The sequence below is a fragment of the Enterobacter cloacae complex sp. ECL352 genome (assembly GCF_020149545.1).
Lineage (GTDB): Bacteria > Pseudomonadota > Gammaproteobacteria > Enterobacterales > Enterobacteriaceae > Enterobacter > Enterobacter asburiae_B.
On sequence record NZ_CP083709.1, the window covers coordinates 908,500 to 934,970 of the forward strand.

29 protein-coding genes are annotated in these 26,471 nt (G+C 56.4%); 7 read left to right on the top strand and 22 right to left on the bottom strand.

Going from position 1 to position 26,471, the window contains the following annotated elements:
• The first annotated feature begins 129 nt into the window (after window positions 1–129).
• A complete protein-coding gene (gene ackA / locus LBF07_RS04210) occupies window positions 130–1,332 on the top strand; it encodes an acetate kinase (protein WP_033146081.1) in 1,203 nt (400 codons plus the stop codon).
• 76 nt (window positions 1,333–1,408) lie between these two features.
• Window positions 1,409–3,550, top strand: a complete 2,142-nt coding sequence (pta, locus tag LBF07_RS04215) for a phosphate acetyltransferase (protein ID WP_023312545.1) — start codon at window positions 1,409–1,411, stop codon at window positions 3,548–3,550.
• Window positions 3,551–3,624: 74 nt separating this feature from the next.
• Here pta and LBF07_RS04220 read toward each other — a convergent pair whose 3' ends face one another.
• The 5 genes from LBF07_RS04220 to LBF07_RS04240 form a co-directional block, all read right to left on the bottom strand.
• Window positions 3,625–4,578 (bottom strand): transketolase family protein, encoded by a 954-nt coding sequence (locus LBF07_RS04220; protein WP_033146082.1) that lies wholly within the window; start codon window positions 4,576–4,578, stop codon window positions 3,625–3,627.
• Window positions 4,571–5,401 (bottom strand): transketolase, encoded by an 831-nt coding sequence (locus LBF07_RS04225; RefSeq protein ID WP_094934240.1) that lies wholly within the window; start codon window positions 5,399–5,401, stop codon window positions 4,571–4,573. Before LBF07_RS04225 ends, LBF07_RS04220 begins: the two co-directional genes overlap by 8 nt.
• The gene (locus LBF07_RS04230; protein ID WP_047060616.1) at window positions 5,398–6,789 is read right to left on the bottom strand and encodes a PTS ascorbate transporter subunit IIC; all 1,392 of its coding nucleotides are present in this window, start codon (window positions 6,787–6,789) and stop codon (window positions 5,398–5,400) included. The genes LBF07_RS04225 and LBF07_RS04230 overlap by 4 nt, the downstream gene beginning before the upstream one ends.
• Window positions 6,790–6,810: 21 nt before the next feature.
• Window positions 6,811–7,083, bottom strand: coding sequence for a PTS sugar transporter subunit IIB (locus LBF07_RS04235; protein ID WP_094934241.1), 273 nt, complete (start codon window positions 7,081–7,083; stop codon window positions 6,811–6,813).
• 80 nt (window positions 7,084–7,163) lie between these two features.
• Window positions 7,164–7,607, bottom strand: a complete 444-nt coding sequence (locus LBF07_RS04240; RefSeq protein WP_094934242.1) for a PTS sugar transporter subunit IIA — start codon at window positions 7,605–7,607, stop codon at window positions 7,164–7,166.
• Window positions 7,608–7,841: 234 nt separating this feature from the next.
• Here LBF07_RS04240 and LBF07_RS04245 point away from each other — a divergent pair, with 234 nt between their 5' ends.
• The gene (locus LBF07_RS04245) at window positions 7,842–8,861 is read left to right on the top strand and encodes a LacI family DNA-binding transcriptional regulator (protein WP_029741925.1); all 1,020 of its coding nucleotides are present in this window, start codon (window positions 7,842–7,844) and stop codon (window positions 8,859–8,861) included.
• Window positions 8,862–8,864: 3 nt separating this feature from the next.
• Here LBF07_RS04245 and yfcD read toward each other — a convergent pair whose 3' ends face one another.
• The 3 genes from yfcD to yfcF are packed head-to-tail and all read right to left on the bottom strand — an operon-like array spanning window position 8,865 to window position 10,727.
• On the bottom strand, window positions 8,865–9,419 hold the full coding sequence (yfcD, locus tag LBF07_RS04250) for an NUDIX hydrolase YfcD (protein WP_023312551.1): 555 nt from the start codon (window positions 9,417–9,419) through the stop codon (window positions 8,865–8,867).
• Between the two features lie 55 nt (window positions 9,420–9,474).
• On the bottom strand, window positions 9,475–10,026 hold the full coding sequence (gene yfcE, locus LBF07_RS04255) for a phosphodiesterase (RefSeq protein ID WP_032659187.1): 552 nt from the start codon (window positions 10,024–10,026) through the stop codon (window positions 9,475–9,477).
• A 56-nt stretch (window positions 10,027–10,082) separates the two neighbouring features.
• On the bottom strand, window positions 10,083–10,727 hold the full coding sequence (gene yfcF / locus LBF07_RS04260) for a glutathione transferase (protein WP_094934244.1): 645 nt from the start codon (window positions 10,725–10,727) through the stop codon (window positions 10,083–10,085).
• A 141-nt stretch (window positions 10,728–10,868) separates the two neighbouring features.
• Here yfcF and yfcG point away from each other — a divergent pair, with 141 nt between their 5' ends.
• The 4 genes from yfcG (at window position 10,869) to LBF07_RS04280 (ending at window position 13,403) form a co-directional block, all read left to right on the top strand.
• The gene (gene yfcG, locus LBF07_RS04265) at window positions 10,869–11,498 is read left to right on the top strand and encodes a GSH-dependent disulfide bond oxidoreductase (protein WP_033146088.1); all 630 of its coding nucleotides are present in this window, start codon (window positions 10,869–10,871) and stop codon (window positions 11,496–11,498) included.
• Between the two features lie 75 nt (window positions 11,499–11,573).
• Window positions 11,574–11,942 carry a dihydroneopterin triphosphate 2'-epimerase gene (gene folX / locus LBF07_RS04270; protein WP_023312555.1) on the top strand — a complete coding sequence of 123 codons (369 nt, stop codon included), beginning with the start codon at window positions 11,574–11,576 and terminating at the stop codon, window positions 11,940–11,942.
• Window positions 11,943–11,955: 13 nt separating this feature from the next.
• The gene (locus LBF07_RS04275) at window positions 11,956–12,849 is read left to right on the top strand and encodes a TIGR01777 family oxidoreductase (protein WP_033146089.1); all 894 of its coding nucleotides are present in this window, start codon (window positions 11,956–11,958) and stop codon (window positions 12,847–12,849) included.
• 44 nt (window positions 12,850–12,893) lie between these two features.
• Window positions 12,894–13,403 (top strand): GNAT family N-acetyltransferase, encoded by a 510-nt coding sequence (locus LBF07_RS04280; protein ID WP_094934245.1) that lies wholly within the window; start codon window positions 12,894–12,896, stop codon window positions 13,401–13,403.
• A 150-nt stretch (window positions 13,404–13,553) separates the two neighbouring features.
• On the opposite strand, the gene hisP is transcribed toward LBF07_RS04280, so the two are convergent.
• The 14 genes from hisP to LBF07_RS04350 all read right to left on the bottom strand — a co-directional run bounded on the left by hisP (window position 13,554) and on the right by LBF07_RS04350 (window position 26,424).
• The gene (gene hisP, locus LBF07_RS04285; protein WP_023312558.1) at window positions 13,554–14,327 is read right to left on the bottom strand and encodes a histidine ABC transporter ATP-binding protein HisP; all 774 of its coding nucleotides are present in this window, start codon (window positions 14,325–14,327) and stop codon (window positions 13,554–13,556) included.
• An 8-nt stretch (window positions 14,328–14,335) separates the two neighbouring features.
• On the bottom strand, window positions 14,336–15,052 hold the full coding sequence (locus LBF07_RS04290) for an ABC transporter permease (RefSeq protein WP_008502590.1): 717 nt from the start codon (window positions 15,050–15,052) through the stop codon (window positions 14,336–14,338).
• On the bottom strand, window positions 15,049–15,735 hold the full coding sequence (locus LBF07_RS04295) for a histidine ABC transporter permease HisQ (protein ID WP_023336422.1): 687 nt from the start codon (window positions 15,733–15,735) through the stop codon (window positions 15,049–15,051). Before LBF07_RS04295 ends, LBF07_RS04290 begins: the two co-directional genes overlap by 4 nt.
• 88 nt (window positions 15,736–15,823) lie before the next feature.
• Window positions 15,824–16,606, bottom strand: coding sequence for a histidine ABC transporter substrate-binding protein HisJ (gene hisJ, locus LBF07_RS04300; protein ID WP_023336423.1), 783 nt, complete (start codon window positions 16,604–16,606; stop codon window positions 15,824–15,826).
• A gap of 226 nt (window positions 16,607–16,832) precedes the next feature.
• Complete coding sequence (argT, locus tag LBF07_RS04305; RefSeq protein ID WP_023312560.1) at window positions 16,833–17,615, bottom strand: lysine/arginine/ornithine ABC transporter substrate-binding protein ArgT; 783 nt, start codon at window positions 17,613–17,615, stop codon at window positions 16,833–16,835.
• A gap of 291 nt (window positions 17,616–17,906) precedes the next feature.
• Window positions 17,907–18,476 (bottom strand): UbiX family flavin prenyltransferase, encoded by a 570-nt coding sequence (locus LBF07_RS04310; RefSeq protein ID WP_029740194.1) that lies wholly within the window; start codon window positions 18,474–18,476, stop codon window positions 17,907–17,909.
• 89 nt (window positions 18,477–18,565) lie between these two features.
• On the bottom strand, window positions 18,566–20,083 hold the full coding sequence (gene purF / locus LBF07_RS04315) for an amidophosphoribosyltransferase (RefSeq protein ID WP_024908947.1): 1,518 nt from the start codon (window positions 20,081–20,083) through the stop codon (window positions 18,566–18,568).
• A 33-nt stretch (window positions 20,084–20,116) separates the two neighbouring features.
• Window positions 20,117–20,605 (bottom strand): colicin V production protein, encoded by a 489-nt coding sequence (gene cvpA / locus LBF07_RS04320; protein ID WP_000262116.1) that lies wholly within the window; start codon window positions 20,603–20,605, stop codon window positions 20,117–20,119.
• 230 nt (window positions 20,606–20,835) lie between these two features.
• A complete protein-coding gene (gene dedD, locus LBF07_RS04325; RefSeq protein ID WP_064672895.1) occupies window positions 20,836–21,522 on the bottom strand; it encodes a cell division protein DedD in 687 nt (228 codons plus the stop codon).
• Window positions 21,512–22,780 (bottom strand): bifunctional tetrahydrofolate synthase/dihydrofolate synthase, encoded by a 1,269-nt coding sequence (folC, locus tag LBF07_RS04330; RefSeq protein WP_094934246.1) that lies wholly within the window; start codon window positions 22,778–22,780, stop codon window positions 21,512–21,514. The genes dedD and folC overlap by 11 nt, the downstream gene beginning before the upstream one ends.
• 70 nt (window positions 22,781–22,850) lie before the next feature.
• Window positions 22,851–23,756, bottom strand: a complete 906-nt coding sequence (accD, locus tag LBF07_RS04335; RefSeq protein WP_003861408.1) for an acetyl-CoA carboxylase, carboxyltransferase subunit beta — start codon at window positions 23,754–23,756, stop codon at window positions 22,851–22,853.
• Between the two features lie 154 nt (window positions 23,757–23,910).
• Window positions 23,911–24,570 (bottom strand): DedA family protein, encoded by a 660-nt coding sequence (locus LBF07_RS04340; protein WP_039263236.1) that lies wholly within the window; start codon window positions 24,568–24,570, stop codon window positions 23,911–23,913.
• A gap of 28 nt (window positions 24,571–24,598) precedes the next feature.
• The gene (truA, locus tag LBF07_RS04345; protein ID WP_023312566.1) at window positions 24,599–25,411 is read right to left on the bottom strand and encodes a tRNA pseudouridine(38-40) synthase TruA; all 813 of its coding nucleotides are present in this window, start codon (window positions 25,409–25,411) and stop codon (window positions 24,599–24,601) included.
• Window positions 25,411–26,424 carry an aspartate-semialdehyde dehydrogenase gene (locus tag LBF07_RS04350; RefSeq protein ID WP_094934247.1) on the bottom strand — a complete coding sequence of 338 codons (1,014 nt, stop codon included), beginning with the start codon at window positions 26,422–26,424 and terminating at the stop codon, window positions 25,411–25,413. The genes truA and LBF07_RS04350 overlap by 1 nt, the downstream gene beginning before the upstream one ends.
• Between the last annotated feature and the right edge of the window lie 47 nt (window positions 26,425–26,471).

The following is a 26,471-nucleotide window of genomic DNA, read 5'->3' on the forward strand; positions in this document are numbered from 1 at the left end:
AGTTATTTCTTCCATCATGCCACAATGTTCGTTTGGCATGATGTTAATCATAAATGTCTGAGTCCTCATGCGTTACGCTGTTAGACTCACTGACGTTTTTTTAGCCACGTATCAATAATAGGTACTTCCATGTCGAGTAAGTTAGTACTGGTTCTGAACTGCGGTAGCTCCTCACTGAAATTCGCCATCATCGATGCGCTCAACGGTGACGAATACCTCTCTGGTTTGGCCGAATGTTTCCATCTGCCTGAAGCACGTATCAAGTGGAAGATGGACGGCAGCAAACAAGAAGCGGCTTTAGGTGCAGGCGCCGCTCACAGTGAAGCGCTGAACTTTATCGTTAACACTATTCTGGCACAAAAACCAGAACTGTCTGCTCAGCTGACTGCGATTGGTCACCGTATCGTCCACGGCGGCGAAAAATACACCAGCTCCGTCGTGATCGACGAATCTGTGATCCAGGGCATCAAGGACTCTGCGTCCTTCGCACCGCTGCACAACCCGGCTCACCTGATCGGTATCGCTGAAGCGCTGAAATCCTTCCCGAATCTGAAAGACAAAAACGTGGCCGTATTCGACACCGCGTTCCATCAGACCATGCCGGAAGAGTCTTACCTCTATGCCCTGCCATACAGCCTGTACAAAGAACACGGCGTACGTCGCTACGGCGCGCACGGCACCAGCCACTTCTATGTAACTCAGGAAGCCGCAAAAGTTCTGAACAAGCCGGTTGAAGAACTGAACATCATCACCTGCCACCTGGGCAACGGTGGTTCTGTTTCTGCTATCCGCAACGGTAAATGTGTTGATACTTCCATGGGTCTGACCCCGCTGGAAGGTCTGGTGATGGGTACCCGTTCCGGTGACATCGACCCGGCGATCATCTTCCACCTGCACGACACCCTGGGCATGAGCGTTGACCAGATCAACAAAATGCTGACCAAAGAGTCTGGCCTGCTGGGTCTGACCGAAGTCACCAGCGACTGCCGTTACGTTGAAGACAACTACGCAGAGAAAGAAGACGCTAAACGTGCAATGGACGTTTACTGCCACCGTCTGGCGAAGTACATCGGCTCTTACACTGCGCTGATGGACGGTCGTCTGGACGCGGTTATCTTCACCGGTGGTATCGGTGAGAACGCGGCAATGGTTCGTGAACTGTCCCTGGGCAAACTGGGCGTTCTGGGCTTCGACGTTGATCACGAGCGTAACCTGGCTGCCCGCTTCGGCAAGTCTGGCTTCATCAACAAAGAAGGCACCCGCCCTGCTCTCGTTATCCCAACTAACGAAGAACTGGTCATTGCGCAAGACGCGCACCGCCTGACTGCCTGATTCCACACCGCCAGCAATGCTGGCGGTGCTGTTTTGTAACCCGCCCAATTGCGGCGGTAACGAAAGAGGATAAACCGTGTCCCGTACTATTATGCTGATCCCTACCGGAACCAGCGTCGGCCTGACCAGCGTCAGCCTTGGCGTTATCCGTGCTATGGAACGCAAAGGCGTTCGTCTGAGCGTCTTTAAGCCAATCGCCCAGCCACGTGCTGGTGGCGATGCGCCAGACCAGACCACCACTATCGTTCGCAAGAACTCCAATCTGCCAGCGGCTGAACCGCTGAAGATGAGCCACGTTGAGTCTCTGCTGTCCAGCAACCAGAAAGACGTGCTGATGGAAGAGATCATCGCTAACTACCATGCTAACGCGCAAGACGCGGAAGTGGTGCTGGTTGAAGGCCTGGTCCCGACGCGCAAACACCAGTTTGCCCAGTCTCTTAACTTTGAAATCGCGAAAACCCTGAACGCAGAGATCGTTTTCGTGATGTCTCAGGGCACCGACACCCCAGAGCAGCTGAACGAGCGTATCGAACTGACGCGCAGCAGCTTCGGCGGCGCGAAAAATACCAACATCACCGGCGTGATCGTGAACAAGCTGAACGCACCGGTGGATGAGCAGGGACGTACTCGCCCTGACCTGTCCGAGATTTTCGACGACTCTTCCAAAGCGAAAGTCATCAAAGTTGACCCGGCTAAGCTGCAGGAATCCAGCCCTCTGCCAGTACTGGGCGCGGTGCCATGGAGCTTCGATCTGATTGCAACCCGTGCAATCGATATGGCGCGTCACCTGAACGCTACCATCGTTAACGAAGGCGACATCAACACCCGCCGCGTGAAGTCCGTGACCTTCTGTGCGCGCAGCATTCCGCACATGCTGGAACACTTCCGCGCAGGTTCCCTGCTGGTAACCTCCGCAGACCGTCCTGACGTGCTGGTTGCCGCCTGCCTGGCCGCGATGAACGGCGTGGAAATCGGTGCGATCCTGCTGACCGGTGCCTACGAGATGGACCCACGCGTCAGCAAGCTGTGCGAACGCGCGTTCGCTACCGGCCTGCCGGTCTTCATGGTGAACACCAACACCTGGCAGACCTCCCTGAGCCTGCAGAGCTTCAACCTGGAAGTGCCGGTTGATGACCACGAGCGTATTGAGAAAGTTCAGGAATACGTAGCGGGCTACATCAACGCAGACTGGATCGAATCCCTGACTGCGACCTCCGAGCGCAGCCGCCGCCTGTCTCCTCCAGCATTCCGTTACCAGCTGACCGAGCTGGCGCGTAAAGCGGGCAAACGCGTTGTTCTGCCAGAAGGCGACGAACCACGTACCGTTAAAGCGGCAGCTATCTGTGCAGAGCGCGGCATCGCGACCTGCGTGCTGCTGGGTAACCCGGATGAGATCACCCGCGTTGCGGCGTCTCAGGGCGTTGAGCTGGGCGCTGGCATCGAAATCGTTGACCCTGAAGTGGTTCGCGAAAGCTACGTTGCCCGTCTGGTTGAGCTGCGTAAGAGCAAGGGTATGACCGAAGCCGTTGCGCGCGAACAGCTGGAAGACAACGTGGTGCTGGGCACGCTGATGCTTGAGCAGGACGAAGTTGACGGTCTGGTTTCCGGTGCGGTTCACACCACGGCGAACACCATCCGTCCACCGCTGCAGCTGATCAAAACCGCGCCAGGCAGCTCTCTGGTTTCTTCCGTGTTCTTCATGCTGCTGCCTGAACAGGTTTACGTTTACGGCGACTGCGCGATCAACCCGGATCCAACCGCAGAGCAGCTGGCAGAAATCGCTATCCAGTCCGCGGACTCCGCGATTGCCTTCGGTATCGAACCGCGCGTAGCGATGCTCTCCTACTCCACCGGTACTTCTGGTGCAGGTAGCGACGTAGAGAAAGTGCGTGAAGCGACCCGTCTGGCGCAGGAAAAACGTCCTGACCTGATGATCGACGGCCCGCTGCAGTACGACGCCGCCGTAATGGCCGACGTTGCGAAATCCAAAGCGCCGAACTCGCCGGTTGCAGGTCGCGCTACCGTGTTCATCTTCCCGGATCTGAACACCGGTAACACCACCTATAAAGCGGTGCAGCGTTCAGCAGACCTGATCTCCATCGGGCCAATGCTGCAGGGCATGCGCAAACCTGTGAACGACCTGTCTCGTGGCGCGCTGGTTGACGATATCGTCTACACCATCGCTCTGACCGCGATCCAGTCTTCGCAGCAGCAGTAATGTTAAAAAGCCCGGTGGCGCCAGCGCTTACCGGGCAACAAAAAGGCGACCACTTAACGGGTCGCCTTTTTTATTTACAGCAGCTCTCGCGCCGCCGATACAATGTCATGTGCCGTCAGGCCATACTCCTTCTGCAGGAAATCCTGTGTCCCCACCTGGCCGTAACGCTCCTTGACGCCCACCCGCCGCATCGGTACCGGGCAGGTTTCCACCAGGACTTCCGCCACCGCCGATCCCAGCCCGTTGTGAATGCTGTGGTTTTCACAGGTGACGATGCGACCGGTTTTCTCGGCGTAGTTTTTCACCAGCATCCGGTCGATGGGCTTCAGGGTAAACATGTCGATGACCGCCGCGCTGACCCCCTCCTGCTCAAGCTGGCGCGCCGCTTCCAGCGCTTCCGCCACCATGATGCCGTTGGCAATCAGAGTTATATCGGTTCCTTCGCGCAGCACGTTGCCTTTGCCAATAGTGAAGGTTGAGCCCGGGGCATATACGCTCGGCGCCTGCTTACGGATGGTGCGTACCCAGTAGAAGCCTTCGAGGTCGATAAGCTGGCGCAGCACGTCCTCAAACATCACCGCGTCGGTCACCTCCAGCACCACCGAATGCGCCAGACCGCGTACGATGCCCATATCCTCAAACGACATATGCGTCCCGCCGTTGTGACAGGCCGTCACGCCCGCATCCGAGGCAATTACCTTCACGTTGTTGCGCTGATAGTCCAGGGACATAAACAGCTGGTCGAAGCAGCGACGGCTGGCAAACGCGGTGAAGGTATGAACGAACGGTATACGCCCGGTAAGCGACAGCCCCGCCGCAGTGCCAATGACGTTGGCCTCCATAATGCCGCAGTTAATCACGTGCTGCGGATAATCGCGCGCCACGCCGTCCATCGCCATCGAGCTCATCAGATCCGCTTCCAGGGCGATAATCTCGCTTCCCGCCTCAATCTGCTTTGCCACAAAGCCCGCGTAGACCTTACGCATCTCAACGGCGTCTTTCTCTCCTGCCGGTGCAACCTTAATCATGTGAAGCCTCCAGTTGGCGAATCGTCTCGTTGAGGGCCGCTTTGCTCTCCGCGGTCAACCGCAGGTGGTGCGAGTTGCTGAGCTGTTCCAGGTACGGCACCCCCTGCCCTTTGATGCTGTCGAGGATGACGACTAACGGACGCGCGTCGGCAGCCGGGACCCGCGACGTCACCGCCAGCAGTCCCGGGATGTCGTCGCCCTTCACCGTCGCCACGTCAAAGCCAAAGGCGCGGAATTTCCCCTCCAGGTCGAACGCGCTGATAATTTCGTCCAGCTCGCCGTCGAGCTGCTGTTTGTTCCAGTCCACGAACACCGTCAGGTTGTTAAGGCGATGATGAGCGATAAACTGGAAGGCTTCCCAGCACTGCCCCTCGTTCAGCTCGCCGTCACCGACGATGCAGAAGACGCGGTTCGGTCGCCCCGCCAGCCTGTGCGAGAGCGCCATACCGCCGGCAATTGAGATCCCCTGCCCCAGCGAACCGGTGGTGGCGTCCACGCCGCGCGTTTTCAGACGGTCCGGGTGGCTTGGCAGGCGCGTGCCGTTCTGGTTCAGGGTGATCAGCTCTTCCACCGGGAAGTAGCCCTTGATCGCCAGCGTGCTGTAGAGCGCCGGGCCCGCATGGCCTTTCGACAGGACAAAATAGTCTCGCTCCGGCCAGTCCGGATCCGCCGGGTCGATTTTCATCACCGCGCCGTACAGCACGGCCAGGGTTTCAACCACCGACATACTGCCGCCATAGTGTCCAAAGCCCAGCTGCGTCAGGGATTTCAGCGTCTCAAGACGGATCTGACGCGCGAGTTCGGTTATCTCTTTCTCATTCATGATTTGGCTCCGGTGTTTTCCTGCGCGTTACCGCCCGCAGGTTTGTTTTTCGCGAAGACGTTGTACGCCACCAGCAGCGCGAACAACGCCACAACCAGTCCGGTGATGGCAAGCGGCGACAGGAAGCGCGCCAGGTTGCCGAGCACAATCCCGACCGCGCCAAAGTCGGCGTCCGAGAAGGTGGTGTTGGCAAAGCCAATGGCGCCCAGCACCGGCAGCAGCAGGACCGGCAGGAAGGTGATCAGCAGGCCGTTAGCAAAGGCGCCAATCATTGCCCCGCGGCGTCCGCCGGTGGCGTTACCGAACACGCCCGCCGTTGCGCCGGTGAAGAAGTGCGGCACGACGCCCGGGAGAATCAGCACCCAGCTAAACTGACCGCAGATCAACAACCCTACAATCCCGCCGAGGAAGCTGAACAGGAAGCCAATCAGCACCGCGTTTGGCGCATAGGGATACACCACCGGGCAGTCCAGCGCAGGACGCGCGTTCGGCACCAGTTTTTCCGAGAAGCCGGTAAAGGCCGGAACGATTTCCGCCAGAATCAGGCGTACGCCCTGCAGGATGATGAACACGCCCGCCGCGAAGGTGATCGCCATGATGATGGCGTAGACCAGGTAATTCTGACCGCCGCTGAAGGTAGCCTCCACGTACTCACGTCCGGCGCTCACCGCCATGATCAGGTAGATAATCATCATGGTCAGGGAGATGGAGATCGAGCTGTCGCGCAGGAAGCTCAGGTTCTTCGGCAGGTTCATCTCTTCGGTTGAGCGGGAGCCTTTGCCAACCTTGCTGCCAATCCAGCCGGACAGCACGTAGCCCAGCGTGCCGAAGTGCCCGAAGGCAATCTCATCGTTGCCGGTAATGCGCTTCATGTAGCGCTGTGCAATCGCCGGGAAGAAGGCCATGATCAGGCCGAGGATCAGCGAGCCGGTAAAGACCAGACCCACGCCCTCAAAGCCTGCCACCGTCAGGATCACGCCAATCATGCACGCCATATAAAACGTGTGGTGCCCGGTCAGGAAGATGTACTTCAGGCGGGTAAAGCGCGCGACGATAATATTCGCCACCATGCCGAAGGCCATAATAAGCGCGGTCGCCGCACCGTATTTTTCCAGCGCAATTGACACAATCGCTTCATTGTTTGGAATAATGCCCTGAATCGTAAAGGCGTGCTCAAACATACCGCCCAAAGGATTTAATGACCCCACCAGCACCGTGGCACCGCCGCCCAGCACAATAAAGCCGAGAATGGTTTTAATCGTCCCTTTCACCACGTCCGAAAACGCTTTTTTCTGCGCAACCAGACCAATAAGCGCAATTAAGCCGACCAGCACCGAAGGGACTTTTAAAATATCAACAACGAAATTCAGCGTTTCAAGGATAAACATATCCACCTCGCCTTATCAGGGTTATTGTCTTTCGAACCAGGCGCACAGCTGCGCTTCAAGTTCGTTGATGTCGATGATGTTGTTAATCACCACCAGCTGGCTTTCCGGCACGCTGGCGCTGGCCGCAATGTCTTTTGCCATCACGAACAGATCGGCTGCGCCCGGCGTGGCCGAGGAGAGATCGGAATGTTCAACCTCAGCCTCAATCTCCAGTTTTTTAAGCACCTTTTTAATATTCATTTCGACCATAAAACTGCTGCCCAGGCCGGAGCCGCAAATAGCCATGATTTTCATTGTTGTCCCCTTATTTTGAGTAGAGCACGCCCCATCACGCTGTCGCGTAATGTTGTGAATAATCGGATTAAAGAATTAAATCAGAAGCGGTCAATAACCGTTTTAATTTCCTCCAGGGTATTCGCCTGATGCAGTTTCTCCATATCCTCGTCGCTGGAAAATAATTCTGCGAGTGCGGATATCATTTCGATATGGCTATGTTTATCCGGTGCCGCGAGCATAATAATCACATCGACAGGGTCAAACTCACCGGCACCAAACGAGACGCCCTGTTTTAGTTTTAATAAAGACAACCCCAGTCCTTTGGCGCCTTCCTCCGGCCGCGCGTGCGGCATCGCCAGCCCTGGTGCCAGCACATAATAGGGTCCTAACGTGTGGTGCTGCTGGATGATGGCCGTGACGTATTCAGGCTCAATCACCTGCAAATCCAGAAGCGGCTTCGCGCACAGCTCAAGCGCCTGCGGCCAGTTTTCCACGCTCTCCTGTAGCGTGATGGTTGTATCATATATCCATTTTTTGAGCATTTTTCACTCCCGCTACACGCTAAAGATGAGCAAACTTTATTCAACACATCGCTGAATGACTGCGATCGCGATCACAAAGATAGCGCTACCAACCGTTAACATGCAGAAATGTGATAGCGCTATCAAATTGCGATCACGGCGCTAAATCACAGCAAAAAAAGGGATTTAAGGCGTATACTGCCTGTCACGTGAAGCGAAGGAAATGAAGAACGCGTCTGGTCAGCAGGAAGGTGTATGTCTCTAACCCGAAAACGGCGCAGTACCGGTAAAGTGACACTCGCCGATGTCGCACAGCTTGCCGGTGTGGGCACGATGACCGTGTCCCGTGCACTCCGCACGCCCGAACAGGTTTCCGATAAACTACGAGAAAAAATTGAAGCTGCCGTGCAAGAGCTGGGCTATATGCCTAATCTTGCCGCCAGCGCGCTGGCCTCGGCGTCGTCATGGACGATAGCCATGGTGGTGCCTAACCTCTCCGAAGCCGGCTGCTCGGAGATGTTCGCCGGGCTACAGCAGGTGCTACAGCCTGCCGGGTATCAGATCATGCTGGCTGAATCCCAGCATCGCCTGGAGCAGGAGGAGAAATTGCTGGAGACGCTGCTGGCGTCGAATATTGCCGCCGCTATCCTGCTCAGCGTTGAACATACCGATACCGTTCGCCACTGGCTGAAAAACGCCTCTATTCCGGTGATGGAAATGGGTGCCATGCGCGCCGACCCGATTGATATGAATATCGGGATTGATAACGTAGCGGCCATGTATGAACTTACGGAAATGGTGATTAAGCGCGGCTACCAAAATATTGGCCTGCTTTGCGCCAACCAGGAGCAGTGGATTTTCCAGCAGCATTTGCAGGGCTGGTACAAAGCCATGCTTCGCCACCATATGTCGCCGAACCGGGTGATTAACGCGGCGATGCCGCCGAGCTTCTCGACCGGCGCGGCACAGCTGCCTGAATTCCTGCTGGCGTGGCCGGAGCTGGATGCGCTGGTGTGCGTCTCAGACGAGCTGGCCTGCGGGGCGCTGTACGAGTGTCAGCGCAGACGAATCAAGGTGCCGGACGATCTGGCGGTGGTAGGCTTTGGCGATAGCGATGTGAGCCGCGTCTGTCAGCCGCCGCTGACGACGATGGCGGTGCCGCATCGTAAGATTGGAATTGAAGCCGGGAAAGCGCTACTGGAGCGTCTGAATGACGGGGACTGGCGCGATCAAAAGCCCATCGCGTCCAGTCTTTGTCTGAGAGAGAGTTGCTGACGCTTACTCAGCTTCTTCCTCTTTCTCTGATTTGGTCGATTCGTTTTTGGCGTTGCGGGTCATCCACAGCGCCAGCGCTTTTAACGAATCCGGCGTGAACTCGTCGCAGCGCGCGGTGATCTCTTCCGGCGTCATCCAGCTGACTTCACTCACCTCTTCTTCCTGCAGAGCGAACGGGCCGTGGGAGACGCAGCTAAACAGCCCGCCCCAGACGCGGCAGTTTTCGTCTTCGAAATAGAACTGACCGTGCTCGGCAAACGGCACACCGGCGATGCCTAACTCTTCTTCTGCTTCGCGACGTGCGGAATCCAGCAGCACTTCATCTGCCTGAACAACACCGCCAGCGGTGGCATCCAGCATACCCGGGAGAAAATCTTTGGTGTCCGTACGGCGCTGAACCAGAATTTTGCCCATCCCGTCATGCACAACGATGTATGTTGCGCGGTGGCGCAGACGCTCCGCACGCATTTGTTCGCGGCTTGCCTGCGCGATCACTTCATTCTCTTCGCTGACAATGTCAACCCACTCTGTACTTGCCAAATGACTCTGCTCCACCATCGGGAAACCTTCTCTTCTAAGCGCTCTTTCGGCGCGTTTGCAGTTGAGGTGTAACTTACGGATTAATCGCTACCTGCGCAATAACTTGCTGATCATTAAGTGCGATAACGCTCAGGGTATTTCCATCCAGCATGCCATAGCTCGCAGGATAACCGCCTTTCGGTATGCTGACCGATCCCGGGTTGAAGTGATAAATCTCACCGCGTTTTTCAGCAACCGGAATATGAGTATGACCGTAAACCAGGACATCGCCAGCCGCGAGCGCCGGGAGATTATCCGGGCTAAAAAGATGCCCGTGCGTCAGGAACAGGCGGCTTTGTTCCAGCAGCACCTGTTGCCATGGCGCGGTAAGGGGAAAATGCAGCAGCATCTGGTCTACTTCGCTGTCGCAGTTGCCGCGAACGGCGATGATGCGCGAGGCGTACGGGTTGAGCTTTTCCGCGACCTGCGCCGGGGCGTAGCCCTCCGGCAGCGCGTTGCGCGGGCCGTGGTTGAGGACATCCCCCAGAATAATCAGCCACTGCGCGCCGCTTTGTGCAAACAGGGAAAGGACACGCTCGGTAGCGGGCAGCGATCCATGGATATCCGACGCAAACATCAGTTTCATCAGTCACTCCTCGGGAAAACAGACTGCCCCCATCATACCTGAAGCGTCAGGGCTTATCAGCCCGCGCGCTTAGCCGAGAGTGCCACATAGCGCTGCACGGAGGCGCGCTGCCACTGAAACGCGGCATAATCCACCAGCAGCTGCGGCACCTCATCGCCGTTGAGGATCAGGCGGTTTAGCATCAACGCCAGATCGGCGTCGGCGATGCACCACTCGCCGAACAGGTTCGGGTTGCCGTGTGCGAGGAGCGAGGTGGCGGTTTCAATGAGTTTTTGCGCGCTTTCACGGCCTTCAGCGCTGAGCGCTGGCTTTTTGACCCCGGCAAACACGACGTCCGTTGAGCGTTCCACGCGAATGGGCACCAGATCGCTTCGCAGCCACGCCTGGATCTGCCGCGCCCGCGCGCGTTTTTGCAGGTCGTGCGGATAGATCCGCTCCCACTCGGGCGGCGCGAACCGATCTTCCAGATATTCATCAATCGCCGACGATTCGCTCAGGGCAAAACCGTCGGTCTCCAGCACCGGCACGCGTCGGGTCAGGTCGTAACCCTGCCACTGTGGCTTGAGATGCTCACCGCCGTCGAGATCAACGGTCTTCAGCGTAAAAGTGAGTCCTTTTTCGGCCAGCGCAACGTATACGCTCATAACATAGGGAGAAAAGAAATTCGCATCGGACCACAACGTGATTACGGGCTGGTTCATAACATCCTCATCGGCTGATCGGTTTTTTACTCAACATATAATCTCTTTGCCCCGCTGTCACTTGATGAAAACTCACGATTTACAACAACCACCTATACTCATTTGTCATGGCACCACTCTTAGCATGGACAGGAGTTGAGAATGATCGACCTTTATTACGCCCCTACCCCAAACGGCCATAAGATCACCCTTTTTCTTGAAGAAGCCGAGCTGGATTACAGAATCATTCGCGTGGATATCAGCAAAGGCGATCAGTTCAGCCCTCTCTTTCTGGCTATCTCGCCGAATAATAAAATCCCGGCCATTATTGATAACCACCCGGCAGACGGGGGCAGGCCGCTGAGCCTGTTTGAGTCCGGTGAGATTTTGCTCTATCTGGCGGAGAAAACCGGCAAACTGCTGAGCGGCGAACTGCGCGAGCGTCACCATACCCTGCAATGGCTCTTCTGGCAGGCGAGCGGACTGGGGCCCATGCTGGGGCAAAATCATCATTTTACCGCTTACGCCCCGCAGCCCATTCCTTATGCAATAGAACGCTATCAGGTTGAGACTCAACGGCTCTATGACGTTCTGAACCGTCGGCTGGAGAAAACGCCGTGGCTCGGGGGCGATCATTACAGTATTGCCGACATCGCCTGCTGGCCGTGGGTGAATACGCATGAAAAACACCGAATTGACCTGGCCGCTTACCCGGCGGTGAACAACTGGTTTGAGCGCATACGAACCCGCCCGGCCACCGAGCGAGCGATGCAAAAAATCCAGCAGATTTAACCCTCTATGAGGCTGGGTGCCCGCGAGCCTCTCATGTATGATGAGCAGGAAATACTGACACGGAGAAGACCTGCAATGTCACAGCCAGACGCTATTATTCGCATAAAAAATTTACGCTTGCGCACCTTCATCGGCATCAAAGAGGAAGAGATCGCCAACCGTCAGGATATTGTCATTAACGTGGTAATTCACTATCCCGCAGACAAAGCGCGGGCCAGCGAAGACATCAACGACGCGCTGAACTACCGCACAATTACCAAAAACATCATTCAGTACGTGGAGAATAACCGCTTCTCTCTGCTGGAAAAATTAACTCAGGATGTGCTCGATATCGCACGCGAACATCACTGGGTCACTTATGCTGAAGTTGAGATCGATAAACTTCACGCCCTGCGCTACGCCGATTCCGTCTCCATGACGCTAAGCTGGCGACGCCAGGCGTAATCCTGGAGGTTGTATGAAGATTTTGCTGACCGGCGGCACGGGCCTTATTGGTCGTCACCTCATTGCGCGTCTGCAGGCCTTGCATCACGACATTACCGTGGTCACGCGCAGCCCGGAGAAAGCGCGCCAGGTGCTCGGGGCGGGTATCGATATCTGGAAAAATCTGGCCGAGCAGCAAAATCTGGACGGCTTCGACGCCGTCATTAACCTCGCGGGGGAACCCATCGCCGATAAGCGCTGGACGGAAGAGCAAAAACAGCTGTTATGCAGCAGCCGGTGGAACATTACCGAAAAGCTGGTCGAGCTGATCCGTAATAGCCACACGCCGCCTTCGGTGCTGATTTCAGGTTCAGCGGTAGGCTATTACGGCGATCTCGGCGAGGTGGTGGTGACCGAGGAAGAGCCGCCGCATAACGAGTTTACCCATAAGCTCTGCGCCCAGTGGGAGCGTATTGCCTGCGCGGCGCAGAGCGATCGCACCCGCGTCTGCCTGTTGCGGACCGGCGTCGTGCTTGCGCCGAAGGGCGGTATCCTGGCGAAGATGCTTCCCCCTTTCCGGCTCGGACTCGGCGGCCCTATCGGCAATGGTCGTCAGTACCTGGCGTGGATCCATATCGACGATATGGTCAACGGTATTCTCTGGCTGCTGGATAACGATCTGCGCGGGCCGTTTAACATGGTTGCGCCGTATCCGGTGCGTAACGAACAGTTCGCCCACGCGCTGGGTCATGCCCTGCACCGCCCGGCGATTTTGCGCGTGCCTGCCACGGTCATTCGCCTGATGATGGGGGAAGCCTCTGTGCTGGTATTAGGCGGACAGCGGGCGCTGCCAAAACGGCTGGAAGCGGCCGGGTTTGCGTTCCGCTGGTATGAATTAGAAGAGGCGCTGGGGGATGTGGTGCGGTGAATATGTTACAGTGACAGGCCATGTTCCGAAGATATGGCGTAACAATGGCAACGATCACCACTCCCCGGCTTCACCTCACCCCTTTCGAACCCACTGACTGGGCCTTCTTCCGCTCGCTGCGTGAAGATCGCCGCATCATGCGCTACATGGCCGCCATCGCGCCGGAAAAAGAGACCCGCCGCGTGTTTGCCGCTCGGCTCACTGCTGCCCATGTGTTTGTTATTCGCTTGCGGGATGATGATACGCCGCTTGGCGATATCGGCCTGCAAATCAGCCCTGAGAATCGTGAAGAGGCCGATATCGGCTACACGGTTGTGCCTGCCGCGCAGGGAAAAGGGATTGCCAGCGAGGCGCTGCGCGCGGTGTGCGATTACGCGTTTAACAAGACCAGCGTAAAAGCGATTAACGCATATGTGCTGGCGGATAATGGCGGTTCGGTGCGGGTGCTGGAGAAAGCCGGGTTTGTGCGCACGCAGGTGCTGGAAAAGGCGTATGAAATTGACGGCGTGCGCTATGACGACTGGGTGTATCGGTTGGAGTGCGGTGCGGCCTGATGCCCTCACCCCAACCCTCTCCCACAGGGAGAGGGAGAACACCCAGCCAGTAGGCCCGGTAAGCGAAGCGCCACCGGGCGATTGGGCTGCACTGCGGTCTGATGCCCTCACCCCGCCCCTCTCCCACAGGGAGAGGGGGAAAGGTAAAACCTACTTCAACGACCCTTTCAGGAACTGCTGCAGGCGCGGGCTTTGCGGGTTCGCCAGCACCTCGTCCGGGTGGCCCTGCTCTTCAATTTTCCCCTGATGCAGGAAGATAACGTGGTTCGAGACGTTACGGGCGAAGCCCATCTCGTGCGTCACCACCACCATCGTTTTGCCCTCTTCGGCCAGCTTCTGCATGATGCGCAGCACTTCGCCAACGAGTTCAGGGTCCAGCGCGGAAGTCGGTTCGTCAAACAGCAGCACTTCGGGCTCCATCGCCAGCGCGCGCGCGATGGAGACGCGCTGCTGCTGACCGCCGGAGAGATGTACCGGGTATTTCATCTGCTGGCGCTCGTCGATACCCACTTTCGCCAGGTATTTCACCGCGCGCTCGCGGGCTTCCTGCTTGCTCAGGCCCAGCACCTGAATCGGTGCTTCCATCACGTTCTCCAGCACCGTCATGTGGCTCCAGAGGTTGAAGTGCTGGAACACCATCGTCAGGCGCGTACGCAGCAGGCGCAGCTGGTGCTTATCCGCGACCTTCAGCTGGCCGTCTTTATCACGGACCAGGTTAATATTCTGCCCGCTCACCACAATCGAGCCTTCGCTCGGTTTTTCGAGGAAGTTAATGCAGCGCAGGAAGGTACTTTTACCCGAGCCGGATGAGCCGATAATACTGATCACGTCGCCCGCATTCGCCTGCAGCGACACCCCTTTCAGCACTTCATGTTCGCCGTAGCGTTTGTGCAAATCAATAACGTTTAATTTGTTCTCAGCCATCATCTTTCTCAGTGCGTCGAAGAAGGTTTTATATGCTGCAACCAGCGTTTTTCAGCCTTACGGAACAGGCTAATCAGAACATAAGAGATAATTAAATAGAGCACCGCCGCAATGCCAAACGCGGTAAACGGCTGATAGGTCGCGGAGTTAATATCGCGCGCGATTTTGAGCAGATCCGGCACCGTCGCGGTAAAGGCGAGCGCGGTGGAGTGCAGCATCAAAATCACTTCGTTACTGTACGCCGGTAACGCGATACGCAGTGCCGACGGCAGAATAATGCAGCGATAAAGTTTCACTGAGGAAAAGCCGTACGCGCGCGCCGCTTCAATCTCACCGTAAGGGACAGAGCGAATTGCCCCGGCGAAAATCTCGGTGGTGTAGGCGCAGGTGTTGAGCGTCAACGCCAGCACCGTACAGTTCAGACCGCTGCGGAAGAACGCATTCAGCATCTCAGTGCCTTTTACGATCTCAAGCGTATACATCCCCGAATAGAACACCAGCAGCTGCACGTACAGCGGCGTACCGCGAAACACGTAGGTAAACAGCCAGATCGGGAACTGGATAAATTTATTGTTCGACACGCGGCCAATGGCAAGAAACACCGCCAGAATGCCGCCCATCACCACGGAGGAGATCAGCAGCCAGAGCGTAATCGCCACGCCGGTAAAGCGGTAGCCATCCGTCCACAGCAGCGATTTCCAGTATTCCTGAATAATCTCAATCACAGGTCAGCCCTCTTCACACCCACGGAGTAGCGACGCTCGAGCAGAAGCAGCACACCATTGGAGGCGGTCGTAAAGACCAGATAAATCACGCCACAGACCACCGCAAAGTAGAACGGCTCCCAGGTGCTCTTGCCCGCCAGCTGAGTCGCTTTCACGACGTCTTCCAGACCGAGCAGCGAGACCAGCGCTGTAGCTTTGAGGATAACCTGCCAGTTGTTGCCGATGCCCGGCAGCGCATAGCGCATCATGGCCGGGAACATAATCCGACGAAACGTTTGTGAAGAGGTAAAACCAAATGCGGTTGCCGCCTCAATGTGGCCTTTCGGAACGGCCATGTAGGCACCGCGGAAGGTTTCGGTGAAGTAGGCACCGTAGATAAAACCGAGGGTAATAATACCGGCCACCATCGGGTCGATATCAATTTGTCCCATGCCCATCGCGTCCGTTACGCTGTTCAACGCAATCTGCAGACCGTAAAAGATCAGCAGCATCAGCACCAGATCGGGAACGCCGCGAATAAGCGTGGTGTAGCCTTCAAAAATAAGCGCCAGCGGTTTGTTAGCCGAAAGCTTCGCCCCTGCGCCCGCCAGACCTATCAGCACCGCCAGCACCACGGAGCTGATAGCCAGCTCAAGGGTGACAAGCGCGCCCTGTAAAATAACGCCAGAAAATCCGTACAGCATACCGCGAGCCCTGTCGTATCGTGAGTGGTGGAACCGTGTCTTTTCCCCTCCCACTGCGGGAGGGGCCGCACGTTATTTGACGGGGCGATTAGCCGCCGTAAACATTAAAATCAAAGTACTTTTTCGCCAGCTTGTCGTAGGTGCCGTCAGCGCGCATTTCAGCAAACGCTTTGTTCAGCGCCTCACGCAGCTCGTTGTCTTCTTTGCGCAGGCCCATGCCGGTGCCCACACCAAACAACTTCACGTCCTTAATGGACGGGCCGCCAAACTTGTAATCTTTGCCCACCGGCGTTTTCAGGAAGCCTTCGCTTGCCGCGACTTCATCCTGGAATGCCGCATCAATTCGGCCTGCCGTCAGGTCTGCGTAGATATTTTCCTGGCCCTGATAGGAGACGATTTCAATCCCCTTCGGCGCCCAGTGTTCGTTGCCGTAAGTTTCCTGCGTGGTGCCCTGCAGCACGCCGACGCGTTTGCCTTTCAGGGACTCCAGCGTTGGCTGAATGTCAGAAGCTTTAGCCACCACCAGACGAGAATCGGCCGCGTAGAGTTTGTCGGTGAAGGCAATCTCCTGCTGGCGTTTTTCGGTGATGGAGAGCGAGGACATGATTACGTCGATTTTTTTCGCTTTCAGGGACGGGATCAGCGCATCCAGCGGGTTCTCAACGTAGGTACACTGTGCTTTGATGCGTTTGCACAGCTCATTGGCCAGATCGATGTCAAAACCGACCAGTTCACCCTTTGAATTCTTCGATTCGAACGGCGCATAGGTTGGATCGGTACCAATCCGAATTTTCTGCGGAATGGCTGCGAATGCCGCGGTGGCGCTGGAAAAGGCCAGCACCAGAGATAGTGACAACACGAGTTTTTTCATATTTGTCCTCAACAAACTGTCTTCATACGGGATTTTTACGACGACGGGGTGGTGCTAATGTGCCATTAATCCCCTCTTTCAGGCAAAGACTAATGCCCTTAAGGCGGGAATTTTTGCATTATAAATGCGTAAGTATGCACAAAGCGATCCAATACGGTGCAACAAATGCACCGCATTGGGTCAACCGCTCCCGCAACGCACCTTTGCGGTGCGTTAGCGTCAGGCATTATTCACCGTATACATTGAAGTCGAAGTATTTCTTCGCCAGTTTGTCGTAAGTACCGTCTTTACGCAGCTCTGCAAAGGCTTTGTCGAAGGCGGCTTTCAGCTCGGTATCATCCTTACGCAGGCCAATACCGGTGCCGTCACCAAAGTATTTTTTGTCTTTTACCGACGGGCCCGCAAACGCATAGTCTTTACCCGCAGGCTGTTTCAGGAAGCCTTCGCTCGCGGCGACTTCATCCTGGAATGCCGCATCCAGACGGCCTGCGGCCAGGTCAGAGTAAATCAGATCCTGGTTCTGGTAAGCCACCACGTCTACGCCCTTCTCACGCCAGGTCGCGTTGGCATAACCTTCCTGCGTCGACCCCTGAAGCACGCCAACATGCTTGCCTTTCAGCGAGTCGATGGTGGGCTTAATCGGGGAGCCTTTCGGCGCAATCAGGCGAGAATCCGCGGCGTAGAGCTTGTCAGAGAAGGCAATCTCCTGCTGGCGTTTTTCGGTGATGGAAAGAGAAGAGATAATGGCGTCGATTTTCTTGGCTTTCAGCGACGGGATTAACGCGTCAAAGTCGCTGCCCACCCATGTGCATTTCACCGCAATGCGTTTGCACATTTCATTTCCCAGATCGATATCAAACCCCACGAAATCGCCTTTCGCATCCTTGGAAGAGAATGGCGCGTAGGTTGCGTCTGTACCGATACGAACCGTCTGTGGAAGCGCTGCGTAGCTACCTGCTGCCGCACTTAACCCCACGAGCAAAGACAGAGCCAGAACCGTCTTCTTCATACATTTACCCTCAAGTACCGTGATTTTATTATGTATTGTGTTGTGTGTTGTGTTGCAGGCTTCATCTTGCAGGTCTTATGCCACATTGCCGTCTGGTCAAAACTTCGACGTTAAATATGTTAATAAAACGTTGCGATATTGCCTTAATGGTGAAAGATAGCAGGTCTGCCGAACGAACCGGAAAGAGAAAAAGGGAAAAAACGAATTAAATGTCGAGGATATGATCGCCGTTGCATAATTGCCCTGAAACAGGGCAACGTCTCTTTTCATGCACTCTGTTTGTGCACAGAATCAGGCCCCTTGCCAGCGGGTGAAGAGATCTTCGGGCAGGTCGATGTCAAACTGATCCAGCACGCGGTTGACGGTCTGATTAATCACGTCGTCCAGCGAGGTCGGGCGATGATAAAACGCCGGAACCGGCGGCATGATGATGGCCCCAAGCTCGGCGGCCTGGGTCATTAAACGCAGATGGCCGAGATGCAGCGGCGTTTCCCGCACGCAGAGCACCAGAGGACGACGCTCCTTCAGCACCACATCCGCCGCGCGCGTCACCAGGGTGTCGGTATAGCTGTTCACAATGCCGGAGAGCGTTTTAATCGAACAGGGCAGGATAACCATGCCGGCCGTTTTAAACGAGCCTGAGGAGATGCTGGCGGCGATATCACGGGCATCGTGAACCACGTCCGCCAGTGCCTGAACATCGCGCAGGGAGAGATCGGTTTCCAGAGAGAGGGTCTGCCGTGCCGCCTGGCTCATCACCAGATGGGTCTCGACTTCCGCCACGTTACGCAGAACCTGTAACAGACGTACGCCGTAAATCGCGCCGCTGGCGCCGCTGAGCCCAACAATGAGTCGTTTCATGATTTTCGCCCTTACTGATTTCAGGGCAGACTGTGCAGGATTTTGCGGGGAGTTGCAAGTGAGGGCATTCGCCCTCACCTGCCGGAGCATCAACCTTCGTTGTGCATCTCTAAGCTTTCAAGATCGTTCTGCATCTGAACGGCTTTCGCATCGTCGTTGCGCAGAGAATCAAGATAGTCGAGGTACTGCTGGTCAACGTCTTTGGTCACGTAAATACCGTTGAACACGGAACATTCAAACTGCTGGATTTCCGGGTTCTCGGCACGCACCGCGTCGATGAGATCGTTTAGATCCTGGAAAATCAGGCCGTCGGCACCGATGATCTGGCGAATTTCATCCACTTCACGGCCGTGAGCGATCAGCTCGTTGGCGGTTGGCATATCGATGCCGTACACGTTCGGGAAGCGAATCTCCGGCGCGGCAGAAGCCAGGTAAACTTTCTTCGCACCCGCTTCGCGCGCCATCTCGATAATCTGCTCAGAGGTGGTGCCGCGAACGATGGAGTCATCCACCAGCAGCACGTTCTTGTCGCGGAATTCCGCGCGGTTGGCGTTCAGCTTGCGGCGCACGGACTTACGGCGCAGGTGCTGGCCCGGCATGATAAAGGTGCGGCCAACGTAGCGGTTCTTCACGAAGCCCTGACGGTATGGCTTGTCCAGAATGCGGGCGATCTCCAGCGCGATATCGCAGGAGGTTTCCGGAATAGGAATAACCACATCGATGTCGAGATCGTCCCACTCGCGGGCAATCTTCTCGCCCAGCTTGGTGCCCATGTTGACGCGCGCGCTGTAGACGGAAATCTTGTCGATGAAGGAATCCGGGCGGGCAAAGTAAACGTATTCAAACAGGCACGGGTTGCTGACCGGGTTATCGGCACACTGGCGGGTAAACAGCTGGCCCTTCTCGGTGATATAAACCGCTTCGCCCGGCGCAACGTCGCGCAGGAACTCAAAGCCCAGGGTATCCAGCGCCACGCTCTCAGAGGCAACCATATATTCGGTACGGCCATCGCCAAGGTCGCGCTTGCCGAGCACCAGGGGACGAATGCCGTTTGGATCGCGGAAGGCAACCATGCCGTGACCAATGATCATCGCTACGCAGGCGTACGCGCCGCGGATCTGGCGGTTGGTCGCGGCAATCGCAGCAAAGATGTTGTCTGCTTCCAGCGGGTAGTGACGGAAGTTATCCAGCTCGCTGGCGAACACATTGAGCAGAATTTCAGAATCAGAGGTGGTGTTAATGTGGCGACGTTTCTCTTCGAACAGCTTTTTACGCAGCTCATGCGCGTTGGTCAGGTTGCCGTTATGAGCAAGGGTGATGCCATACGGTGAGTTGACGTAGAAAGGCTGTGCCTCAGAGGCGCTGGAACTGCCAGCAGTAGGATAACGAACGTGACCGATCCCCATATTACCTTGCAGACGCTGCATATGGCGGGCTTCAAACACATCGTTTACCAGGCCATTCGCCTTGCGTAAACGGAAGCAGTTGTTTGCATCAATGGTGATGATACCCGCAGCATCCTGCCCACGGTGCTGAAGCACCGTTAACGCGTCATAAATCGACTGGTTTACCGGCATGAAACCGGCGATACCGACAATACCGCACATTCGTCTTTTCCTCGTTAAGCCACATCTCAGGGTTTATGCCCTGGGCAAAAAACTCGACGAGCTTTGCAGATAGTCAAAGAACCATCTGATGATGAAGCTGAACTCTGGAATGAGCTGCGATTTCTGCCAGTCTTCGCTTTTGGAGAACCCGGTGAAGGTATCCAGGAAGAACAGGATCGCGGCCACAATCAGCACGCCTCGTAACGCCCCGAAACAGATCCCGAGCACCCTGTCCGTTCCTGACAGACCGGTTTTCTCGACCAGCTGACCTATCACGTAATTCACGATAGCGCCGACAATCAGCGTTGCGATAAACAGCACCGCGATGGCAATTCCGTTTCGGACCAGTTCATCTTCAAAGCCCGTGAACCAGACAGACAGGTAAGTGTAGTAATGACTGGCAACAAAGAAAGCACAACCCCAGGTTACCAGCGATAACGCTTCACGAACAAAGCCACGGATCAGGCTAACCAGACAGGAAAAACCAATCACCGCAATGATGGCGTAATCAATCCAGACCATATGTGTCCCACGATTTAACGCCCTGTCATCCAGTTCGGGGCGAATTCTAACAGAAAAAGAAAACGTTTGCGTAGGGATTTCCTTCCCGCGCGTAAATAAAAAAGGCGCTGAAAAAATGTTCAACGCCGTTGGCTCATTACGTCTCTTTGGACGTCTGCCATTCCCCCTCACCCCAGCCCTCTCCCTCAAGGGAGAGTGAGCAAACCACTCCGAGGTTGGGTAAGATCTTATCAGTTCGCGCTGTAGCCCATCACCACACCGCTCAGGCCGGAGATCTGCTTCAGCTCGCCGAGCGAACCTTTAAGCTTATCTTTGGACGCTTCTGGCCCCACGAGGATGCGGGTAATTTTACCCTGCACCGGCGTGGAAGGTGAAGTGTAAACACGATATCCCGCACTGCGCAGTTTGCTCACGACCTCGTTAACTTTGTCGGCGTTTTTCAGCGCGCCGAGCTGCACAACGTACGCTTTTCCGGTCGGTGCAGCGTCTTGTTTTGCCGGCGGTAGGGTTTCTGATGCGGCAGCCAGCTGCTCTGCGGCTTTATCCCGCTGCGGTTTCGGCTGCGGCTTCTCAACCGGCTTCGGTTTTTCAACGGGTTTAGGCTGCTCTACCGGCACTGGATCGATATCGCTGCTGCTCGCTGCCGCCAGACGAGACGGATCGAGCGACGGTGCGGCGGCATCGCCTGCACGCACCTCTTCCGCCGCGCCTTCCGGCGGCTGAGCAGGCAGCGCCTGCGTCGCCGCTGGCAGCATATCCGGCTCATCGCGGTCACCCGGTTTCGGCACCAGCGGAATAGCGGCAAACTCGTCCTGATAATGCTTTTTCTGCCCGTCGAGCAGACCCGGGAGAATAATCACCCCGAGCGCGACCAGCACAATGGTTCCTGTTAAACGGTTCTGAAACTTACTCGCCACCGGTTCTCCCCGCGTCCATCACTTCCATGACATGTGCCACCGTGTGGAATGAACCACACACCAGCACGGTATCTTCTGGTTTAGCATCCGCCATCGCGGCATGCCAGGCCTGAGCCACGCTACTATAGATTGCGCCTTTGCCGAGATGTTCCATCAGCTGCTCAGCCGTCGCGCCGCGCGGCCCCTCCAGTGGAGCACAATACCAGCTATCGACCACAGTCTCCATGCAGGCCAGCGTCCCGCCGATATCTTTATCATGAAGCATACCGATAACCGCCAGCACGCGCCCGGTTTTTGGTAACGATTTGAGACGTCCCGCGAGATACGCCGCCGCATGCGGGTTATGCGCCACGTCCAGAATCAGGCGCGGTGACTCGCTGACAATCTGGAAACGCCCGGGCAGAATTGCGCTCTGAATACCGTCGCGGATCGCCTGCTCGCTGACCACAAGGCCGCTGGCGCGCAGTGCCGCCAGCGCGGTTGCCGCGTTCGGCTGCGGCACCTGCGGCAGCGGCAGGTTGTCCAGCGCGCCCTGGGCATCGCTGAAGCGCCAGCCGTTATCCTGAACCTCATACTGCCAGTCAACGCCGCGGCGCAGCAGACGCGCGCCCTTCTCGTTTGCCACGTCAGCAATGGTGTGCGGCATATCTGGCTCGCCGACCACGGCGGGCTTATTTGCGCGGAAAATACCGGCCTTCTCGCGGCCAATGCTTTCACGATCCGGTCCAAGCCAGTCGATATGGTCCAGCGCGATGCTGGTGACCACCGCCACGTCCGCATCCACGATATTGGTCGCATCAAGACGTCCGCCGAGGCCGACCTCAAGGATCACGACATCCAGCTGCGCCTGTTTGAACAGCCACAGCGCCGACAGGGTGCCGTATTCAAAATAGGTTAATGAGATCTCACCGCGTGCGGCTTCAATTTCCGCGAACGACGCCGTATGCGCCGATTCCGGCAGCTCGCTGTTCTGCACGCGAACGCGCTCGGTGTAGCGGACCAGGTGTGGAGAGCTGTACACGCCAACTTTGTAACCCGCGGCCATCAGGACAGATTCCAGCGTGCGGCAGGTCGTGCCTTTACCGTTGGTACCCGCGACGGTGAACACGAAAGGTGCCGGTTTGAGCACATCAAGACGCGCGGCGACCTGGCTTACGCGCTCAAGCCCCATATCGATGGTTTTACTGTGCAGGTTTTCCAGATAAGAAAGCCACGCGGCCAGGGGCGACGTGGCTTGGGGAATGCTTTTATTTTCCATAATGCCCGGTTGTCATTAACAGATTAGAAAGCAAAAGGGCAGCGCCAACCGGCCCTGCCCTTTTCAGTTATCAGGCCTCGGGTTCCTGATCCGGTACCACCACGCCTTCGCGCGGCTCATCCGGGTTCGGCGCTGGCAGATTCATCAGCTTCGCCAGAATGCTCGCCAGCTTCAGGCGCATTTCCGGACGGCGGACGATCATATCGATAGCGCCTTTCTCAATGAGGAACTCACTGCGCTGGAAACCCGGCGGCAGTTTTTCACGAACGGTTTGCTCGATAACGCGAGGACCCGCAAAGCCGATCAGCGCTTTTGGCTCAGCGATGTTCAGGTCGCCCAGCATCGCGAAGCTCGCGGAGACGCCGCCCATGGTTGGGTCGGTCAGCACGGAGATGTAGGGAAGACCGCGCTCCTGCATTTTCGCCAGCGCAGCAGAGGTTTTCGCCATCTGCATCAGCGACATCAGCGCTTCCTGCATACGCGCGCCGCCGGAGGCAGAGAAGCAGATCAGCGGACAGTTGTCTTCCAGCGCCTGCTCAACGGCACGCACGAAGCGCGCACCGACCACGGAGCCCATTGAGCCGCCCATAAAGGAGAACTCAAAAGCAGCGGCGACAACCGGCATCTCATGCAGGGTGCCTTTCATGACGATCAGCGCGTCTTTCTCGCCGGTCTCTTTCTGTGCAGAGGCCAGACGATCTTTGTATTTTTTAGAATCGCGGAACTTCAGCACGTCTTTTGGCTCAAGTTCGCTACCCAGCTCTACCAGAGAGCCTTCGTCCAGCAGGCTATGCAGGCGGTTGCGCGCCGACATACGCATATGGTGGTCACACTTCGGACACACCTCAAGGTTGCGCTCCAGCTCTGCGCGATACAGAACCTGACCGCAGCTATCACACTTCGTCCATACCCCTTCAGGAATGCTCGCTTTGCGCGTTGGGGTAATGTTGCTTTTAATTCGTTCAATCCAGCTCATTGATAACCTTTCTGCCTGAACCTGGTCGTATGCCAGTTTTGCTATAAGAGGCGAATAATGCCATTTTTGCCTCCAACAGACCATGAATGTTGCACATTAAAACATAACAGCCCGAAACTTTGGATAAAAAAGTGGTCGAACCGCCAGTGTGCATTTACTTCGCTTGTTTTGCCGCCGCACGTTTGTGACGAATGATTTCGATAACGCCAGGCAGTACGGAAAGCACAATAATCGCTACAATCAGTAACTTAAGGTTTTCCTGAACCACCGGGAGATCGCCAAACAGATAGCCTGCGTAGGTAAACAGCAGTACCCACAGCAGCGCGCCAACCACGTTGTATGCCGCAAAATGACGATAGGACATATGCCCCATTCCCGCCACAAACGGTGCAAATGTGCGCACAATAGGCACAAAACGCGCAAGGATAATGGTTTTCCCGCCATGGCGTTCATAAAACGCATGGGTTTTGTCTAAATAGCTGCGACGGAAAATTTTCGAATCAGGATTGCTGAAAAGCCGCTCACCGAAAACCCGTCCAATCGTATAGTTGACCGCATCACCGACAATGGCGGCAATCACCATCAACACAACCATAAGATGCACGTTCAGATCGTTAGTGGGTAACGCCGATAGCGCCCCGGCAACGAACAGCAGTGAATCCCCTGGCAGGAATGGGGTAACGACCAGACCGGTTTCACAAAACAGAATGAGGAACAGAATGGCGTAAACCCAGACGCCATACTGCGCGACCAGCTCTGCCAGGTGAACATCAATATGCAGAATGAAATCAATCAGAAAACGTATTACGTCCATATTGTCTAAGCCCTAATTGCACCTTTGTTTAGTCCGCTAAAAACAGCGGGCCCATTGGCGGTTTCGGCAGGTCAAATCGATCCGGATAGTCTACTGAGACCAGATACAATCCTTCCGCTTTCGCCGTGGCTGCCGCAAGCGTTCTGTCCTTCGCTGCCAGCAGGTCTGCAATCCAGCTCTCCGGCTGGTGTCCGGCACCCACTTCCATCAGGCTGCCCACAATATTCCGAACCATATGATGTACAAAGGCATTGGCTTTGATATCCACCACCACATACGCGCCAAAACGGCTGACGTTTATGTGCATGACGTTGCGCCACGGCGTGCGGGACTGACACTGCACCGCACGAAACGACGTAAAGTCATTTTCACCAATCAGACACTGCGCCGCGCGATGCATACGTTCTGCATCAAGCGGTTCATAAAAATGCGTGACGCCCTGGCTTAACACCGCCGGACGCAGGCGCTGGTTGTAGATGACATAACGGTAGCGACGCGCCGTGGCGCTGAAGCGCGCGTGAAAATCATCCGGCACAGCTTTTACCCAACGCACCGCAATGTCACCAGGCAAATTCGCATTTACACCCAGCGTCCAGGCGGCATCCTTACGCACGGCGGTGGTTTCAAAGTGCACCACCTGCCCCGTGCCGTGAACTCCCGCGTCCGTACGTCCCGCGCACAGGACGTTAATCGGCTCGTTTGCCACCTGAGAGAGCGCTTTCTCCAGCTTCTCCTGGACGCTGCGCACCTCGTTCTGACGCTGCCAGCCATAATATTTACTGCCGTCGTACTCAATTCCGAGGGCAATTCTATGGACCGGCTTTTGTTCCACGTCTGACATCAGTACAGGTACTCCTGCACCAGTTTTTCAGCGATTTTGACCGCCATCAGCGCGCCGCCGAAGCGAACGTTATCGGCAACGGACCAGAACTGAACCTGCTCCGGCATGCCGTAATCGTTACGCACGCAGCCAACGGAAAGATGCGCGCTACCGGTGGCATCACCTACCTGCGTCGGGAACTCGCTCTCTTCAGAGAGCACGATGTCTTCACCGCGGCCAAACGCGTCGCGCGCCTCTTCAGCCGCCAGCGGACGGAGGGCTTCAAAGCCGACCATCTGCGCGTGGCCGTAGAAGACCGGAGACTGCACGACGTTCGCGGAAACCATCAGGCCATCGTCCTGCAGAATTTTACGCACTTCATCGACGATACGACGCTCTTCGCGTACAGACCCTTCGCGATCCGGCAGCAGCGGCAGCATGTTGAACGCCAGCTGACGGCCAAAGAAATCGTCTTCGTCAATCGGGATACCGTTCAGCAGCTTCGCGCTCTGCCCGGCCAGCGCGTCAACGGCCTTTTTGCCGTTCGCGGACGCGGACAGCAGGCTGGTGACGGTAATGCGCGACAGGCCGCCATCGTCGATCAGCGGTTTCAGGGCGGTCAGCAGCTGGCTGGTGAGGCTGTTCGGCACCGCAATAACGTTACGATTGCGGTAGTCAGCCAGCACAAACGGGTTCACGTCCGGCACCACCAGCGGCACATCCGGCTCCATTGAGAACAGGCCGCTCAGGTCGATCACCAGGCAGCCTGCGTTAGTCGCCTCTTCAACGTACGCAGCCGTCGCTTCAGCGCCCGCGGCGAAAAACGCCAGCTGCGCCTGCGTCCAGTCGAACGCGGCCGCGTCCTGGACCATGACGGATTTACCGTTAAAACGCAGATGCTCACCTGCGCTGTCGGTACGGGCCAGCGCATAGATGTCGCCCACCGGGAACTGACGCTCAGCAAGGGTTTCGAGCAGGGCTTCGCCCACGGCACCCGTGGCACCTAAAATGGCAATGTTCCAGCCTTCAGACATGGTGGTTTACTCCAGAAATAAAAAAGCGTCCCTGTCGGAGTATCCGA

Coding starts and splice junctions, on each gene's coding strand:
- yfcD (WP_023312551.1), bottom strand. CDS start 9,419: ATGGTGGAGCAGAGTCATTTGGCAAGTACAGAGTGGGTTGACATTGTC.
- yfcF (WP_094934244.1), bottom strand. CDS start 10,727: ATGAACCAGCCCGTAATCACGTTGTGGTCCGATGCGAATTTCTTTTCT.
- LBF07_RS04225 (WP_094934240.1), bottom strand. CDS start 5,401: ATGAATGAGAAAGAGATAACCGAACTCGCGCGTCAGATCCGTCTTGAG.
- LBF07_RS04245 (WP_029741925.1), top strand. CDS start 7,842: ATGTCTCTAACCCGAAAACGGCGCAGTACCGGTAAAGTGACACTCGCC.
- LBF07_RS04340 (WP_039263236.1), bottom strand. CDS start 24,570: ATGGACGTAATACGTTTTCTGATTGATTTCATTCTGCATATTGATGTT.
- hisJ (WP_023336423.1), bottom strand. CDS start 16,606: ATGAAAAAACTCGTGTTGTCACTATCTCTGGTGCTGGCCTTTTCCAGC.
- LBF07_RS04295 (WP_023336422.1), bottom strand. CDS start 15,735: ATGCTGTACGGATTTTCTGGCGTTATTTTACAGGGCGCGCTTGTCACC.
- LBF07_RS04310 (WP_029740194.1), bottom strand. CDS start 18,476: ATGAAACGACTCATTGTTGGGCTCAGCGGCGCCAGCGGCGCGATTTAC.
- LBF07_RS04240 (WP_094934242.1), bottom strand. CDS start 7,607: ATGCTCAAAAAATGGATATATGATACAACCATCACGCTACAGGAGAGC.
- LBF07_RS04280 (WP_094934245.1), top strand. CDS start 12,894: ATGGCAACGATCACCACTCCCCGGCTTCACCTCACCCCTTTCGAACCC.
- argT (WP_023312560.1), bottom strand. CDS start 17,615: ATGAAGAAGACGGTTCTGGCTCTGTCTTTGCTCGTGGGGTTAAGTGCG.
- LBF07_RS04350 (WP_094934247.1), bottom strand. CDS start 26,424: ATGTCTGAAGGCTGGAACATTGCCATTTTAGGTGCCACGGGTGCCGTG.
- folX (WP_023312555.1), top strand. CDS start 11,574: ATGTCACAGCCAGACGCTATTATTCGCATAAAAAATTTACGCTTGCGC.
- LBF07_RS04230 (WP_047060616.1), bottom strand. CDS start 6,789: ATGTTTATCCTTGAAACGCTGAATTTCGTTGTTGATATTTTAAAAGTC.
- folC (WP_094934246.1), bottom strand. CDS start 22,780: ATGGAAAATAAAAGCATTCCCCAAGCCACGTCGCCCCTGGCCGCGTGG.
- hisP (WP_023312558.1), bottom strand. CDS start 14,327: ATGGCTGAGAACAAATTAAACGTTATTGATTTGCACAAACGCTACGGC.
- yfcG (WP_033146088.1), top strand. CDS start 10,869: ATGATCGACCTTTATTACGCCCCTACCCCAAACGGCCATAAGATCACC.
- ackA (WP_033146081.1), top strand. CDS start 130: ATGTCGAGTAAGTTAGTACTGGTTCTGAACTGCGGTAGCTCCTCACTG.
- yfcE (WP_032659187.1), bottom strand. CDS start 10,026: ATGAAACTGATGTTTGCGTCGGATATCCATGGATCGCTGCCCGCTACC.
- cvpA (WP_000262116.1), bottom strand. CDS start 20,605: ATGGTCTGGATTGATTACGCCATCATTGCGGTGATTGGTTTTTCCTGT.
- accD (WP_003861408.1), bottom strand. CDS start 23,756: ATGAGCTGGATTGAACGAATTAAAAGCAACATTACCCCAACGCGCAAA.
- LBF07_RS04220 (WP_033146082.1), bottom strand. CDS start 4,578: ATGATTAAGGTTGCACCGGCAGGAGAGAAAGACGCCGTTGAGATGCGT.
- truA (WP_023312566.1), bottom strand. CDS start 25,411: ATGTCAGACGTGGAACAAAAGCCGGTCCATAGAATTGCCCTCGGAATT.
- purF (WP_024908947.1), bottom strand. CDS start 20,083: ATGTGCGGTATTGTCGGTATCGCCGGTTTCATGCCGGTAAACCAGTCG.
- LBF07_RS04275 (WP_033146089.1), top strand. CDS start 11,956: ATGAAGATTTTGCTGACCGGCGGCACGGGCCTTATTGGTCGTCACCTC.
- LBF07_RS04235 (WP_094934241.1), bottom strand. CDS start 7,083: ATGAAAATCATGGCTATTTGCGGCTCCGGCCTGGGCAGCAGTTTTATG.